Here is a 17,112-nt window from a genome sequence, read left to right as displayed (position 1 = left end):
TTTATGCTCTGGCTTGATCTTGGCAATACCCGCCTAAAATACTGGCTGACCGACGATATCGGGCAGATAGTCTCACATGATGCCAAGCAGCATCTACAAGCACCCGCTGAATTACTCATGGGTCTGACTGACCGCTTTGAGCGTTATGCGCCCGATTTTATTGGTATCTCGTCGGTACTGGGCGATGCGCTCAATGCCCAAGTATCAGAGACGCTCAGTCGTCTGAACATTCCATTTGAGTTTGTCCATGTTGATGCCGCGCATCCACTGATGAAAAGTGCTTACAATGACCAGCAGCTCGGCTGTGACCGCTGGCTACAGATGCTCGGAGCCGTCGATAAGAAAAAGCGCCAATGCGTGATCGGCTGCGGTACGGCGGTGACGATTGACTTGATTGATCATGCTGAGCATTTGGGTGGTTATATCTTCCCCAGTATCTACTTGCAACGCGAGTCTCTGTTTTCTGGAACCAAGCAAATCACCATCTCTAACGGCACGTTTGATAGTGTCAGCCAAGGCATGACCACCCAAGACGCCGTGCACCGTGGCATCTTGCTCTCTATCGTTGGTGCGGTTAATGAGATTAGTCGTCGTCACCCAAACTTTGAAGTCATCATGACGGGCGGCGATGCAGCCACTATCTCGCAGCATGTCAATCGCCCTGTACGCTTACGTGATGATTTGTTATTAAATGGATTAGCACGGTATTTTGATTATCGTAATAAGTCATAACCTGTCATAGTTAACTCAACATCACATTGTCACACTGACAAAAAAAGCAGCACGTTTAAAGCGTGCTGCTTTTTTGATAGGTGCTTTTCTCTTTATAAAACCAGCGCTTTGCTAGCTACTGCGCTTTGCTAGCTACTGCTCTAATCTTTTATTATTTGGTCTCATTAAACAGCTCACGACCGACCAGCATACGGCGGATCTCGCTAGTACCTGCGCCAATCTCATACAGCTTAGCATCGCGCCAAAAACGTCCCAGCGGATACTCATTGGTATAGCCATTACCACCAAATATTTGAATGCCCTCACCTGCCATCCATGTGGCTTTTTCGGCACACCATAAGATCACGCTGGCACAGTCTTTACGCACTTCTCGGCTATGACCAGCGCCGCGCGCGTCTAGCATATCGAGGTTTTTACCAACGGTATATAAGAAGCTACGACCTGCTTGCAATATGGTATACATATCTGCCACTTTACCTTGGATCAACTGAAATTCGCCAATCGCTTGGCCAAACTGCTTGCGGTCATGGATATAAGGCACGACATTATCCATTACTGCTTGCATGATGCCAATTGGGCCCGCAGCCAATACGGCACGCTCATAATCTAGCCCGCTCATGAGTACCTTAACGCCTTCGTTTAGGCCACCCAAGATATTCTCGCTTGGTACGGTCACATTGTTAAAAATCATCTCACCCGTATGGCTACCACGCATGCCAAGCTTGTCTAGCTTTTGCGCGGTACCAAAGCCTTCCATGCCTTTTTCAACGATAAAGGCAGTCATACCTTTAGCGCCCTTCTCAGGATTGGTCTTGGCATAGACCACCATCACATCAGCATCAGGACCATTGGTAATCCACATTTTACTGCCATTCAGCACGTAGCTGCCGTCTTTTTCTTCTGCTTTTAGTTTCATACTAACGACATCTGATCCAGCACCGGTCTCACTCATTGCTAATGCACCGATGAACTCGCCGCTGATGAGTTTTGGTAGATATTTTTGTTTTTGTGCCTCAGAGCCGTTACGTTTGATTTGGTTGATACATAGATTAGAGTGTGCGCCATAGCTCAGTGCTACCGATGCTGATGCACGGCTGATTTCTTCCATCGCGACCATGTGGGCAACGTAGCCCATGTTGGAGCCGCCGTACTCTTCAGGGACGGTGATGCCATGTAGACCCAGATCGCCCATCTTTTGCCACAGATCCATCGGGAATTCGTCGCTACTGTCAATCTCTGCTGCACGCGGGGCGATTTCATTGGCCGTAAACTGCTGTACGACATCGCGTAGCGCGTCAATATCTTCGCCAAGCTGAAAATTTAATCCAGGTAAACTCATAACCATTCCTTGTTTTTGGTATTTCATTTTTACGATAATTTTTTAAGACTGACGTTTATTGATTAGAGCACGTGCCACATTTGAGCCGTTCGGACGCTTTAAAAACGCACTAATACGCTCACCTGCCACGACCAATTTTTCCAAATCAATACCCGTACTGATACCCATACCGTGCAGCATATAGACGACATCTTCGGTCGCGACATTACCCGTTGCGCCTTTGGCATACGGGCAACCGCCGAGGCCAGCAACCGAGGTATCAAATTCGCTGACACCCATTTGTAGCGCGGCTAAGGTGTTGCTGAGTGCTTGACCGTAAGTGTCATGAAAATGGCCTGACAACATGCTGATATCGGCGTATTCAAGGGCTGCTTGCAGGGCGCGCTGCACTTTGAGCGGTGTACCCACACCAATCGTATCAGCAATGCCAATCTGCTCTGAGCCAATCTCAATCAACCGTTTAGTGACATAAGCGACTTGACTGGGGTCAATCTCGCCTTCGTAAGGACAACCAACGGTACAAGAAATAACGCCTCGCACTTTGATACCTTGCGCTTTTGCTGCCGCGGCAACGGGCGCGAAACGCTCAATACTTTCATCAATACTGCAGTTGATATTTTTTTGACTAAAGGTTTCGCTGGCTGAGCCAAAAATAACAATTTCATCAGGACGGTAGGCAATCGCATTGTCAAAGCCGCGCATATTGGGCACGAGTACCGAGTAACAAACGTCCGTCTGCCGCGTCGGTGCTAGCGTATCAAGCAATGCGCTGTTATCGCCCATTTGTGGCACCCACTTTGGCGAGACAAAGCTAGTCGCCTCAAGTTTTTTAATCCCTGCGTCAATTAAATCATTGATTAAGGCTTGCTTGACCGCGGTCGGTACCGTCATTGATTCGTTTTGCAATCCATCACGTGGACTGACATCGACGATGGTGACATGGCTTGGATACGAATGGTTTGGATACGAGATACTCATTTTTATAATCCTTTTTACTGACTGCCTTCACTATCGATGCGCAGTAGCTCATCACCATCAGCGACCAAATCACCTGCTGCAAATAATAACTCTGCTACCACACCATCTGTCGGTGCGGTAATGGTATGTTCGATTTTCATGGCCTCAATGACCGCAAGTGGCTCGCCTTTTTTGACTGTATCGCCTACCGCAACTTTAAAGGTAACCACTTGACCTGGCATCGGTGATTTTAGGCTGCCGACTGCTGCAGTATCTTCGCCCACATGCGCCATCACATCAATTAAGGCGATCTCATCGCGTCCGCTATCTGTGAACACATAGACCGTCTCATTATTGACCCAGCTCTGGGCACTGATACGTGCACTCTCTAACCATAAGGTATGATTGTGCGCATCACGGCTATCATAGCTGACTTGCCCTTCATAAACCGTTTCGGTCTGAGCGGCGACATTGATATTGCTATCACCCTGCGTATTCGCGATTTCTTTTTCGATGACAAGCGAAAAGCGACTGAAATTATCGCTCCCTTTTTTATTGTCAGCGCAGCTGGCATTGTGCCAGTTACTGATACGGGCATAATAGGACTGCTCATCATACACCAAGCTAAAGGAGCGAGTATAATCGCTATAAGCACGGAATCCTGTCGGCTTGCTAAAGGGGTCGTTGTCTGTCTTTTGCGATACGGCTTCGCTCGCAAGCTGCTGCGTGATAGCCGCCACCACAAGCGTTGATAATCCAAGCGGATGCTGATCAAACAGCTTGTCCTGCTCGCGCTCTATCAGAGCCGTATCAAGATTGGCTTTACTAAATGACTCGGTATTTAAGATATAACGCAAAAATGCCACGTTATTTGGCAGACCGACGATACGCGTCTGCGCCAATGCTCGATCCAGTCTCGCCAATGCCTGCTCGCGCGTGGGTGCATGCACGATAAGCTTAGCAATCATAGAGTCGTAAAAAGGGCTGATGACATCACCCTCACGTACGCCATCGTCGATACGCACATCAGTGATGTTAAAGGTGCTGTGCTCAGGCTTTTGATAGGTAAATAACGTCCCTGTCGCTGGCAAAAAGTTATTGTCAGGGTTTTCAGCACAGATACGTGCTTCGATCGCATGACCGTTGATCGTCAGATCTTCTTGCGATTTTGGTAATGACTGACCCGCAGCGACCAACAGCTGCCACTCGACCAAATCCACACCAGTAATAGCTTCACTAACGGGATGTTCAACTTGCAAGCGCGTGTTCATCTCCATGAAATAGAAATTCATCGTGCCTTCGCGCTGCTCAACGATAAACTCAACCGTACCTGCGCCAACATAATCAACCGCACGTGCCGCTTCAATGGCAGCTGTACCCATTGCTTCACGCATGGCAGTATCGACACCCGGTGCCGGCGCTTCTTCTAATACTTTTTGATGGCGACGCTGTACTGAGCAATCACGCTCAAACAAATGCACATAATTGCCATGCGTATCACCGAATACCTGAATTTCGATATGACGAGGTTTTAGCGCATATTTCTCGACCAATACTTGATCATTGCCAAAGCTGGTAATTGCTTCACGGCGACACGAGTCAAGCAAATCAATAAAGTCGCTGCTTTGCTCAACGATACGCATACCTTTACCGCCGCCACCCGCACTCGCTTTGATTAGGACCGGATAGCCAATATCATCTGCCTGCTGCTGCAAAAACTGGGCGTATTGGTTGTCACCGTGATAGCCGGGTATCAGCGGTACACCAGCGGCCTCCATCAAGCGCTTGGACTCAGACTTGCCGCCCATGGCGCGAATCGCCTCAGCAGACGGTCCGATAAAGACCAAACCAGCCTCTTGGCACGCCTGAGCAAAGTCGGCATTTTCACTTAAAAACCCATAGCCTGGGTGAATGGCCTCAGCGCCCGTTTGCTTAGCAATGGCAATAATAGCATCACCTTTAAGATAGCTGTCTTTTGGCGCTGAACCACCCAAATAAATCGCTTCATCACAGACAGCCACATGCTTGGCGCTACGATCAGCATCAGAATAAACAGCAACGGTACTGACGCCAAGACGCTTAGCGGTCGCTGCCACTCGGCACGCAATTTCACCACGGTTGGCGATTAGAATTTTAGAAAACATAACTATCCCTGTGTCTTGTCGTTGTTATTTGACGTCTTGTCTATTTTTCCACTTATCTATCATTGTTCTGCTGCTAGTTAGCTTGACGTTAGCCAATCAGGCTTACGCTTTTGCAAGAAGGCTTGCACGCCCTCGCGGCCTTGTGTTGATGAACGGATATCAGCAATTCCTTTGACCGTGTCGGCAATCAGCTCATCAGTAATGGGCGCGCCTGCTATATCATGTAATAGCTGCTTGCAGGTCTTGACCGCATCGGGACTGTTTTTGACCATTTTGGCGCAAAGTGTCACGACCTCATCATCCAGCCACTCTTCGCTCACGCGCTCATGAATAAAGCCAAGCTGACGTGCTCTTTTGGCATCGAATACTTCTGCACTTAAGAAGTAACGCTGTGCAGCTCTAGCGCCCATCGCTCGTATGACATAAGGACTGATGGTCGCAGGCGCCAATCCCAAACGCACTTCGCTGAGGCAAAAGTTGGCAATCTTCACAGCGATGGCCACATCACAGACGGCAACTAGACCCATACCACCGGCATACACATCGCCTTGTATTGCTGCAATGGTAGGCTTAGGGCACTCATAAATCGTCTTGAGCATTTGCGCCAATTTATCCGCATCTGCTAGATTCTCTTCGTAGCTATAGTCCGCCATCGCGCGCATCCAATTAAGATCAGCGCCCGCACAAAATGCCTTACCAGCAGCGGCTAATACAATGACACGTACGTCATCGTCAGCACCTAATTTGGTAAATACATCAGTCAGCTCGGCAATCATTTCATCATTAAAGGCATTACGTATTTCAGGACGGTTCAATGTCACCGTCGCCACGTGCTGTTCAACGCTGACCAGCAGGCTTTTATAATTATTAGTATTTTTTAATTTCGCTTCTTTCATAACTTTCTCTATATTCCTATTCATATATGCGTATGTAAATATTTAGCCCAACGTTTGGGTCATCCATCATAATGCTCATATAAGAAAGTAAGATGTCAAAACCCGATGTCGCGGTAGAATCGTATTTAAAAAAATTGTCGCACCACTCTCTCATTACGAGCAGACCTTAGCGCTTACATTCTAAAGACACCAAATTTCGTCTCTTCAATCGGAGCGTTATAGGCAGCGCTCAGTCCCAATGCCAATACATGACGGGTATCAGCAGGGTCAATCACGCCATCATCCCACATGCGCGCAGTGGCATAATATGGATGACCTTGCTCTTCATACATTTCACGGATTGGCGCTTTAAAGGCCGCTTCATCTTCCTCACTCCACGTCTCGCCCTTACGGTCAAAGTTATCACGCTTGACGGTTGCCAATACCGAGGCTGCTTGCTCGCCGCCCATGACAGAGATACGGGCATTTGGCCACATCCATAAGAAACGCGGACTATAAGCACGGCCACACATGCCGTAGTTACCCGCGCCGAACGAGCCACCAACGATGACGGTAAATTTCGGTACTTTGGCATTGGCCACTGCCATCACCATTTTGGCACCATGACGGGCAATACCTTCGTTTTCGTATTTGCGCCCAACCATAAAGCCAGTGATATTTTGAAGGAATACTAAGGGAATTTTGCGCTTACAGCACAGTTCAATAAAGTGCGTGCCCTTTTGTGCTGACTCGCTAAATAGGATGCCGTTATTGGCAATGATACCGACGGGCATGCCTTCAATATGGGCAAACCCACAAACCAACGTCGTGCCAAAACGTGCTTTGAATTCATCAAACGCACTATCATCAACGATACGGGCGATGATTTCTTTGATATCAAATGGCTTGCGCTTGTCCGTTGGAATCACGCCGTACAGCTCTTTGGCATCATAACGTGGCGGACGCGGTGTGATTTGATTGGGAATGTGTTTGGCAGGGCGATTGAGATGATTGACGATATTACGGGCGATAGATAACGCATGCGTGTCGTTTTGCGCCAAATGATCGACCACACCTGAGAGCCGCGTATGGACATCGCCGCCGCCCAAGTCCTCTGCAGTCACCTCTTCGCCAGTGGCGGCTTTGACCAGTGGCGGACCACCCAAAAAGATCGTCCCTTGCTCTTTGACAATGATAGATTCATCACTCATGGCGGGCACATACGCACCGCCAGCCGTACAGCTGCCCATCACCACCGCGATCTGTGGAATACCTGCCGCACTCAGGTTAGCTTGGTTAAAAAAGATACGGCCAAAATGCTCTTTATCAGGGAACACATCATCTTGGTTCGGTAAATTAGCGCCACCGGAATCGACCAGATAAACACACGGCAAATGATTTTCTTGTGCAATTTCTTGCGCACGTAGATGCTTTTTGACCGTCATTGGGTAGTAGGTGCCGCCTTTTACCGTGGCATCATTACAGACAATCATACACTCAATACCATTGATACGACCAATGCCTGCAATCACGCCAGCCGCTGGAATCTCTTCGCCATACATGTCATGCGCTGCCATCGGCGCCACTTCCAAAAACGGCGTACCCACATCAAGCAAACGCTCGACACGCTCACGTGGTAGCAACTTGCCGCGTGCTAGATGCTTGGCACGGGCACGCTCTGAGCCGCCTTGGGCGACTTTACGCAAGTGTACATACAGGTCATCGACGATCTCTTGCATCGCCGCACTGTTTTGCTGAAAGTCGCTTGAGTTTAGACTCAGTTTACTGGTTATGATAGCGCTCATGATATCCCTTTTCTTTAATACATAGATACGTAAATGCGAGTAGCTTTTTATATGAGTGATGCCAACTGCTATTTTTTAAGTATGACTCACATAGTTCATCTTTAGTGTTTTAGAGCTGATAAGTCAGCTTACACCAAACCCAACTCTTCTTTCATTTGCTCAATGATTTTATACTTTTGAATCTTGCCCGTGATGGTCATTGGATACTCAGTCACAAAGCGATAGTAAGCAGGCACTTTATAATGAGCGATGTGCTCACTGCAGAATTCACGGACTTCTTCTTCGGTCAAGCAGCCCGGCTCTTTAGGAATAATCCACGCCGCCAGCACTTCGCCATAACGCTCGTCTGGTATCCCAACGATTTGCACATCGCGAATTTTTGGATGACGATAAAGGTAGTTTTCGATCTCGACTGGATAGATGTTTTCGCCGCCGCGAATCACCATGTCTTTACTACGACCGACGATTTTTACGTAGCCATCTTCATCCATCGTGGCCAAATCACCTGTATGCATCCAACCATCTTGAATGGCTTCTCGCGTTTTAAAACGGCTGCCCCAATAGCCTTTCATCACTGAGTAACCACGTGTGAGTAGCTCGCCAGTCTCCCCAATAGGCGCAATTTCACCCGTCTCGGTGTCGATCACTTTTACCTCAAGTGCAGGCTGTACCAATCCTACGGTCGAGACTTGTTTATCAAGTGGCGTATGCTCATTGGTCTGGCAAGATACTGGACTGGTCTCTGTCATACCATAAGCGATAGTGACTTCACTCATGTGCATCTTATCGATGACACGGCGCATGACCTCAATCGGACAGCTAGAGCCTGCCATGATGCCCGTACGCAGGGTAGACAAATCAAAGTTTTCAAATTCAGGATGGTCAAGCTCCGCGATAAACATCGTGGGTACGCCATGTAGACCAGTACATTTCTCTTCTTCAACCGCTTTTAATACCGTCAACGGCTCAAAACCATCGTTTGGATACACGATACAGCCGCCGTGCGTCAGAATTGCGAGATTACCAAGCACCATACCAAAGCAATGATATAGCGGTACTGGAATACATAGTCTATCCTCTTCAGTAAGATTCATAGCCTCACCGATGAAGTAGCCGTTATTGAGAATATTGCGATGGCTGAGCGTTGCGCCTTTTGGTGTACCTGTCGTGCCACTAGTGAACTGCACGTTGATGGCATCGGTATTTTTGAGCTGAGCTTGGCGCTCGGCAACACGGGGATCGTTGGCATCGCCCTCGCTCATCCATGCAGAAAACTTTTGCATAAAACCAAACTCCTCATCAGAGTCTGGCTCATCAATCCAAATGATACGCTCGATCGTTGGAATCTCAACCAAATCAAGCTGGGTATAGTCTTTATGATAAATCTCAGGACAGAGCTCACGGATCAGGCTGGCGTAGTCACTGGTCTTAAAATGACGCATAAGCACCAGTGCTGAGCAGCCGAGTTTATTTAGGGCATATTGCAACTCAAAGGTACGGTAGGCAGGATTGATATTGACAAGGATAACACCGACCTTTGCGGTGGCCAGTTGCATCAGTAGCCATTCAGCATTGTTATGTGACCAGATACCGATGCGATCGCCAATCTCAAGCCCCATCTCAATCATACTACTGGCTAGCTGGTTCACTTGCTGCTGTAGCTCACGGTAAGTCCAGCGGATGTTTTGATGACGAACGACCAATGCTTCGCGCTCAGGATATTTGGAGACAATAGCATCAAAAAAGTCACCGATTGTCGCTTCAATCAGCGGTACATCAGGACCTTTATCATAGCTTTGAGTAAGTGGTGCATTGTCTGAGCGTGCGCCCATATTGATACTAGGAATATTGTTTAAAATGGCATCGAAGTCAACGCGAGTCGAATCGAAATCAGGAGTTTGAGTCATAACGAGTCCTTTCGTTTTACTTTTTATATTATTTACAAATAGCACTTATTAATAGCCTGCGTGCAAACCTTCTTCCTTGGGCAGGTCTTACATAGCATTCAGCTACTATAACGCTATAAATGAAAGCATGTCAACAATATCAATACGGTATGTATCATTTAATTGGATACTCGATATTCATACTTAGTAAAAGGTAACATAAAATCATGGCAAATATTTGACACAAAAAAGCCAGCCACATCATAAATAAGGGCTGGCTCAATCTTAAATGTTGTCTTTTGAACCTACTTTTTAGCAGAGTCTATCGTTATGCTTTAGGAGTGGCAGGCGCTTTGATCGTCACGGTTGCACTCACTGCGTCATTATCATCCAGCAAATCCATGATGAGCTCCTCATCGCTTTCTGTTTTCACTTGCCAATTACCAGCCGCGTTTGGCACACCCGTTACCATCACCGAAATGGCTTTGTTCTTTAGACGAATCATCGGTGGCTTATGATCATAACCGCTGTGCTCATGCCCTAAGATATCATCAGCGATGGTCGCAGCCTGTGCGCGCAGTGGCGCCACATAACGACAGGCAACCCCATTGATAGACATGCAATCACCAATGGCATAAATATGTGCGGTGTCGGTGCGCAATGTCGCTTCATCAACCACAATACCGGTGCGACGGTCAAATTCAACGCCCGCTGCCGCTGGTAATTGCCCATCGACGGTCAGACCTGTACTGGCAATCACATGGTCTACGATCAATGGCTCAGGTTGCTCTGCATCGGTACTACCTTCAGTTGAGGCGAGCGGTGCGTAGTCTACTCTTAGCTTTTCGCTATCGCTGCTGTCGTCATTGCCACTCACACGGGTGACAGCAGACACTTGATAACCACCCAAAAATTGAATGCCTTGTGACTCAATCGCTTTGGCAATACGCGCCGTCGCTTTAGCTGGTAGCATTTGTGATAACGGCGCATCGTTCAAATCAATCAAGGTCACTTGATGACCTGCTTTTAGCAAGTCTTCCGCGATTTCTGTCCCGACCATACCAGCACCAACGATGGCGACGTGCTGGCTACCGGTTGCCAGCTTTTCTTGTAGCTGACCGAATTGCTCAATGTGATTGACATGCCAGACCAAATCTTCTGGTAAGCTTTTAGGGAATATAGGATGCGCACCCATCGCTAGCACCAACTTACCATAATTGATCGTCGCATAATCCGTATGGGCTGGATCTGGTCTATTAGCAGAGATAAGTTGTAACTGCTGCGTGGCCGTATCAATGTCTGTAACCTGTGTGTCGGCAAGCAACGTCACGCCTGCGGTTTTTGCCGCATCGCTACCAGATGACCGTACCAAGTCTGATGCGCGTTTGTTTTGGCTGATCGCCATGGTCAGCATCGGCTTGTGGTAACGATCGCCACTATCGGAGGTAATCAAGGTAATTGGAATCTCTGAATCTTTTGCACGAATAGCATCAATCACATGCCAGCCTGCCAAGCCTGCGCCAATGATGACGACGCCATTTTTTGATGAGGTTGCCGATGCTACAGATAGATTATCTACGCTCATAAAAACTCCAATATGGTTTGTGAATTATTTTAATTATCAACAAGGATGGGAGACATTGTATCAGTAAACAGGCATGCACTCACCTATCTAACCGTATAACCAATCACATACTCATCTAAATCAAATTGCTAGATTAACGCCCATAAAAAAGCGCCTATTGATAGACGCTCTTTATTGATGATTTCATTTGTGTTTCAAGCACTAGTGTAAATACAGCCAAGGTGATTAATGATTCAAAATCTTTGATAAGAACATCTGCGCACGATCACTTTTTGCGCCTTCAAAGAACTCATCCTTACTACAGTTTTCGACAATATGCCCTTCATCCATAAAGATAATACGGTTGGCGACCTGACTGGCAAAGCCCATTTCGTGGGTCACACACATCATGGTCATGCCATCACGAGTCAGCTCGACCATGACATCGAGCACTTCTTGAATCATCTCAGGATCGAGCGCAGAGGTTGGCTCATCAAACAGCATTGCCACAGGGTCCATAGCCAGTGCACGAGCAATGGCAACGCGCTGCTGCTGACCGCCCGATAGCTCCGCTGGATATTTCGCCGCTTGTACGGTCAGACCGACGCGGTCCAGATACGCCATCGCTTTTTGCTTCGCCTCGCTCTCTTTGCGCCCCAATACTTTGATCTGTGCCACTGTCAAATTATCAATAATGGTCAAATGCGGAAACAATTCAAAATGCTGAAACACCATACCGACACGGCTACGTAGCTTAGGCAGATTTGTTTTTGAATCACCGACAGAGATGCCATTGACCATGATTTCACCTTTTTGAAAAGGCTCAAGTCCATTGACTGTCTTAATCAGCGTCGATTTACCACTGCCTGAAGGGCCACAAACAACGACCACATCTCCTTTATGCACGTGTGCAGTACAGTCAGTTAGTACCTGAAAGTCTCCATACCACTTGCTGACATTTGACATTTGAATGACCATCTCATCAGTCGCATGGCCATTGTTAGTAACCAGTCCACCAAAGGAATTTATGTATGTATCAGCATTGCTCATCACTGGCTCCTAACCACATTATTATCGATAACCGTCGTTTAAAAATTAAATCAAAATACCAAACCACAATCTTAACGCTCAAAGTCCCAAGCGAGATACCTATTAAAACCGTAAACGCTTTTGTAGTTGTTGCACACCAATCGACGCACTCAAGCTAATCACAAAGTAGACAGCGCCAGCGCCTAAGATATAAGGCGTAAGTAATCCCATTAGCTCACCGCGGACGTAGGCTGCGCGGAAAAAGTCTGTCAAACCAATAGCGAATACCAATGTCGTATCTTGGAACAAGATAATACACTGCTGCAAAATCAGTGGTAGCATTTTGCGAAAGGCTTGCGGCAAGATGACCAGACGCATGGTCTGCCCATAAGTCATGCCCAGTGCTTTTGCCGCATTGACCTGTCCGCTACCAATCGACTGGATACCCGCACGCACCACTTCTGAAAAGTAGGCAGCCTCAAACATCATGAATGCGACCACACAAGAGGCAAACGCGGCATTGATCTGTAGATATTTACCTGCGACCCAAAAATAAATCATCGGTACGGCAAAATAAAACCACAGTAGTACCAATAGCAGCGGTACTGAGCGGAAATAATTGACATATAACTTTGAAGGTACTTCAAGCGCCTTGATACCAGACAAACGCATTAACGCTAGTACCGTGCCTAAGCTGATACCACCAATAATTGCCAAAAAAAGCACTTTTAAGGTGGTTATCATGCCGCCCATCAAACCAGGATAGGCTGTTGCCAATTCGGTCATATTCATTTCTGACCTCCCGCAATAAGCCCAGGTACACGCAATTTACGCTCAATGAGTCCCATAATAGCAATCAAAGATAAATTGAAAACCAAATAGACAATCGTCGCATAGGTATAAATCTCAATACTATTCTGCGTATATTCACTGATAGTTTTTGTTTGGCTAATCAGCTCCATTACCCCGACGAGCGAGGCGACAGAGGCGTTTTTGAAACAGTTGGTCAGCTCCGAGCTGAGCGGCGGCAAGATAATACGAAAGGCTTGCGGTAGCAGCACTTCTTTATAGACTTGCGGAATGCTAAAACCCAATGCATATGCAGCATTGGTTTGCCCATCAGGTAGCGACTCGATACCCGTCCGTACTTGCTCAACAATACGAGCAGCGGTAAATAAGCCAAGACCGATACTCGCTGACAGCATGGCTGAGGTATTCGGAGACAAGTCCTTATACCACCATTCTTGTATCGTGGGCGTGAGCCAGCCGGGTGCGATGTAAAACCAAAAGAACAATTGTACTAGTAGTGGAATATTGCGAAAGAATGTCACATAAGCCGTACCAATCGTACGAGCAGTCTTATTGGGCAGGGTACGCATGATACCAAAGATGGTACCGACGACCATGGCGATGGCCCATGCGATACTGCCGATTAATAGCAGCCAGCCAAGACCTGTAATCATCCAATGGATATAAAGCTCGTTACCGATACCAGTTTGCTCAAAGAGCACACCCCAGTTCCAGCTATAATTCATGGTTGTCTCTCCGAGCAGCGATTCATAAGCCTATAGGTCAGACACATAATATCTGACCTATAGGCAAGCCATATTGAGGGACAAAGAACTTATTGAGCGGTCGCCGTTTTTGGCTGTGCACCGTCATGCGGATTGGCAATCAACGCTTTTAAGTTGTCAGACATCTCAAAGTTTAGATTGACGTTTTTCGGTGGGACTGGGTTCAAGAACCATTTGTCATAAATACTATTGATCTCGCCTGAGCTAAAGACATTATTTAATGCTTCATTGACGACGGCTTTGAATTCAGGATCGTCTTTACGCATCATACAGCCATAAATCTCAAACGATTGTGGCTCACCAACGATAACCCATTCATCAGGATTTTTTGCTTTGGCTTTTTCGCCCGCGAGCAACACATCATCCATCATAAAGGCATCAGCACGACCATTTTCTAACATCAAGAAGGCTTCGCCGTGATCTTTTGCTGAGATGATGTTCATATCCATTTTGTTGTCATCATTGTACTGACGGATATAACGTTCCGAGGTCGTACCTGCCGTGGTGACAAGAGTTTTACCTTTTAGGTCTTCAAAATTCTGAATACCAGAGTCTTTTTTGGTCAACAGACGCGTACCAATCTCAAAGAAACCATTAGAGAAGGCGACTTGCTTTTGACGCTCTTCGTTGTTGGTGGTTGAGCCACACTCAAAATCTACCGTGCCGTTTTGTACCAATGGGATACGCGTTTGTGAGGTAATCAAGTTATAACGGACGTTGAGGTCTGGCATGTTTAGCTTTTGCTTCACTGCTTCGACAACTTTCATTTCTAAATCGTGTGCATAGCCGATAGGCTGATTAGGATCATCAGCAATATAAGAAAATGGAATAGAGGAGTCACGGTGACCGACGACGATGGTGCCTGAGTCTTTGATTTTTTGTAGCGTGCCGTTGGTATCCGTGGCAGCAGCTTCTGTCGTGGTGGCATCATCTGCAGCTGGCGCTTCGGCTGTGGTCTGGCTACTGTTGTTACAGCCAGCTAAGCCCAATGCCATAAAGGCTGCCAAAGTCAAAGGTTTAGAAAATAAGTGGGTCATGGAATACATCCTTTTATCACAAGCTTTTATCACAAGATTGAATGAGTGCTTTGAAGACACGAGTCTGATTGACCGACCTCATTGCCCCGCATCCGTACGGTTGTTGCTGTTGTTTATCACAATGCAACTCAATGTTACTGTACAACAAATTTGTGTTAGATGGTAAGTTTTTTTTAAAGGAAATGATATTTTGGAATATATTTATTTTTTACCTAAAAACCGTTGGCTCCCAATTACTACATCACTATAGAAATAAACAGCTAACTGACTCATTCATACCTATATCTGTCCCTCATTGATACATGTAATTAAGAAAACATTGTGATCATAATATTGTGATTGCTATGATTGATAAATCGGCCATAGTCCCCATAAAGCTAACAACTTCTTAATACTACAAATGACTTATGACACAAGATACTCAAGTCCCGAATACGGACAGCCAAACTGCTGGCACCCATAGCGACAACGACTTACGCCAACGTTTTTTTGTTGAAGACTCTCCTGTGCGCGGTGACGTGGTCCGCCTATCACGCAGCTACGCCAGCACAATTGCGCAGAAGCCCTACCCTGAAGCCATCAAACGCTTATTGGGTGAGATGCTGACAGCAGCGAGTTTGCTTATCAGTACCGTCAAAATTAACGGTCGCCTATCTATCCAGTTGCAATCATCAGACAGCGACAGCTTGCTCAATTGGGCGATGGCAGAATGTGACCAAGACGGCATTATCCGTGCGCTTGCCAGCTGGAAAGGCGAGACGGATGAGCAAATACACGCGTGGGACAATATGATCCATGCCAAAGAAGCATTTGCTGAGCTGGGTGCGATGGGACAAGGCGTATTGTTTATCAATATTCAGCCTGATGGCGGTGAGCCGTACCAAGGTATCGTTGAGCGTAGCCATGACAACTTGGCGGACTGCTTAGCACATTATCAAAAGCAATCAGCGCAGATTCCGACGCTCATTAACTTGGCATCTGACGGCCTGCAAGCGGGTGGTATCTTGGTACAAATGCTACCGCGTACTGCTGAAGAAAACTTTGAGGTTGAGCAAAACCAAGATGCAGGTATCGATGATGATTTATGGACGCGCTTGTCTGTATTGACGCGCACGGTAAAAGCAGAAGAGCTAACGACACTGGATGCTAACGAGATTCTGTATCGTTTGTATCATGAAGAAAACATCGTCGCCCCTGAGCCTGCGCCTCTAGCCTTTGGTTGCACCTGCTCACGCGAGAAGTGTGAGATGGCCATCGAGCAAATCGGCGAAGCAGAAGCGTTAGATATCGTCGAAGAGCAAGGCGGTACGTTTGAGATGGATTGCGGATTCTGCGGTGAAGTCTATAAATTCAACAAAGATGATGTAGCAGCGGTATTTGCTGATTAATTTTTTATCACTAAGCATCAGCCCTCATAAAAAAACCCTCAAGTGTCATACTTGAGGGTTTTTTTGAAATTTTAAAAAGTATATGACTGCTTTTATGTTGATCTACCTTTAGTCTTGATGCCATTTTTCCATGTAATCAATCGCCATTGTATTGATTGCCTGCCAGTCAGCTAAATGTTTTTTTGAAAACTGAAGTCTTACATAGTTATTGTACTCAGGATACATGTACTCCATTTGGCACATTCTATCTTGGTCTTCATCAACTGTAGGCATACAGCGAATCGTAATCGGCGCATCTGCATAAATACTTCCTATATAGTATATGGCATAAAGATCACCTGACCCAACGTATGCCTCTAATTCATAGTCATCTCTATCAAAATCTCTATTCTCTTCTTGCTTGATACTATCTATTCTAGTCGGTATATCAGCACCTTCAATTTTTGAGTTTTTAGCTGCCCAGTAAAACTCTATAATATTATTGTCATAATCAAAGACATTTGGGTCTTTATCATTATTATTGAGGCCTCGACCACTTGGCCAAAAGAAATAACCATGACCCATATCCGTCTCAAAACTGGCATAACTACCCGTATCTGGTCTGACAATATGGTTTAAGGGAATAACGTAGCTGTCACCATCTACATCTACTTTAATTTGAGCATTAGGGTCGTGTACATTTGGCTTTGCACAGCTAGTAACTATGAGTGCGCTGCCTAATAGCAAAGACAAATTTCTCAGTAGCACTTTCTGAAATGATAAAAACGTCATTGCGCAGTACA

General features: G+C 46.5%; 14 protein-coding genes. 2 read left to right on the top strand and 12 right to left on the bottom strand.

The features are described 5' to 3' along the window. Positions 1-3 precede the first annotated feature (3 nt). A complete protein-coding gene (locus ACHUET_RS01980) occupies positions 4-732 on the top strand; it encodes a pantothenate kinase (protein WP_371531488.1) in 729 nt (242 codons plus the stop codon). A gap of 151 nt (positions 733-883) precedes the next feature. On the opposite strand, the gene ACHUET_RS01975 is transcribed toward ACHUET_RS01980, so the two are convergent. The 11 genes from ACHUET_RS01975 to ACHUET_RS01925 all read right to left on the bottom strand — a co-directional run bounded on the left by ACHUET_RS01975 (position 884) and on the right by ACHUET_RS01925 (position 14,942). Next, a complete protein-coding gene (locus tag ACHUET_RS01975; RefSeq protein ID WP_394210197.1) occupies positions 884-2,071 on the bottom strand; it encodes an isovaleryl-CoA dehydrogenase in 1,188 nt (395 codons plus the stop codon). A 42-nt stretch (positions 2,072-2,113) separates the two neighbouring features. Next, entirely contained in the window at positions 2,114-3,049 is a 936-nt protein-coding gene (locus tag ACHUET_RS01970) for a hydroxymethylglutaryl-CoA lyase (RefSeq protein WP_394210195.1), read from the bottom strand. Between the two features lie 14 nt (positions 3,050-3,063). Next, positions 3,064-5,172 (bottom strand): acetyl/propionyl/methylcrotonyl-CoA carboxylase subunit alpha, encoded by a 2,109-nt coding sequence (locus ACHUET_RS01965; RefSeq protein WP_394210193.1) that lies wholly within the window; start codon positions 5,170-5,172, stop codon positions 3,064-3,066. 77 nt (positions 5,173-5,249) lie between these two features. Then, complete coding sequence (locus ACHUET_RS01960; RefSeq protein ID WP_394210191.1) at positions 5,250-6,068, bottom strand: enoyl-CoA hydratase/isomerase family protein; 819 nt, start codon at positions 6,066-6,068, stop codon at positions 5,250-5,252. 173 nt (positions 6,069-6,241) lie between these two features. Then, positions 6,242-7,852, bottom strand: coding sequence for a carboxyl transferase domain-containing protein (locus tag ACHUET_RS01955; protein WP_394210190.1), 1,611 nt, complete (start codon positions 7,850-7,852; stop codon positions 6,242-6,244). Between the two features lie 128 nt (positions 7,853-7,980). After that, positions 7,981-9,759: an AMP-binding protein gene (locus ACHUET_RS01950; protein WP_394210188.1), complete on the bottom strand. Its 1,779-nt coding sequence runs from the start codon at positions 9,757-9,759 to the stop codon at positions 7,981-7,983. A 307-nt stretch (positions 9,760-10,066) separates the two neighbouring features. Next, positions 10,067-11,323, bottom strand: coding sequence for an FAD-dependent oxidoreductase (locus ACHUET_RS01945; protein WP_394210186.1), 1,257 nt, complete (start codon positions 11,321-11,323; stop codon positions 10,067-10,069). Between the two features lie 225 nt (positions 11,324-11,548). Beyond that, positions 11,549-12,280 carry an amino acid ABC transporter ATP-binding protein gene (locus tag ACHUET_RS01940; RefSeq protein WP_371531782.1) on the bottom strand — a complete coding sequence of 244 codons (732 nt, stop codon included), beginning with the start codon at positions 12,278-12,280 and terminating at the stop codon, positions 11,549-11,551. A gap of 174 nt (positions 12,281-12,454) precedes the next feature. Next, positions 12,455-13,123, bottom strand: a complete 669-nt coding sequence (locus ACHUET_RS01935; protein ID WP_394210184.1) for an ABC transporter permease subunit — start codon at positions 13,121-13,123, stop codon at positions 12,455-12,457. Then, a complete protein-coding gene (locus tag ACHUET_RS01930; RefSeq protein ID WP_201598872.1) occupies positions 13,120-13,866 on the bottom strand; it encodes an amino acid ABC transporter permease in 747 nt (248 codons plus the stop codon). Before ACHUET_RS01930 ends, ACHUET_RS01935 begins: the two co-directional genes overlap by 4 nt. A gap of 89 nt (positions 13,867-13,955) precedes the next feature. Beyond that, entirely contained in the window at positions 13,956-14,942 is a 987-nt protein-coding gene (locus ACHUET_RS01925) for a glutamate/aspartate ABC transporter substrate-binding protein (protein ID WP_201598875.1), read from the bottom strand. A gap of 407 nt (positions 14,943-15,349) precedes the next feature. Here ACHUET_RS01925 and hslO point away from each other — a divergent pair, with 407 nt between their 5' ends. Continuing rightward, positions 15,350-16,330, top strand: coding sequence for an Hsp33 family molecular chaperone HslO (hslO, locus tag ACHUET_RS01920; protein ID WP_394210181.1), 981 nt, complete (start codon positions 15,350-15,352; stop codon positions 16,328-16,330). 108 nt (positions 16,331-16,438) lie between these two features. On the opposite strand, the gene ACHUET_RS01915 is transcribed toward hslO, so the two are convergent. Further along, a complete protein-coding gene (locus ACHUET_RS01915; protein WP_394210179.1) occupies positions 16,439-17,101 on the bottom strand; it encodes a hypothetical protein in 663 nt (220 codons plus the stop codon). Positions 17,102-17,112: the final 11 nt, after the last annotated feature.

It is taken from the genome of Psychrobacter piscatorii (genome assembly GCF_043641605.1).
Taxonomy (GTDB): Bacteria; Pseudomonadota; Gammaproteobacteria; order Pseudomonadales; family Moraxellaceae; genus Psychrobacter; species Psychrobacter piscatorii_C.
Note: the sequence above shows the minus strand (reverse complement) of the source record. Positions and strands in the feature narration are given on the sequence as shown.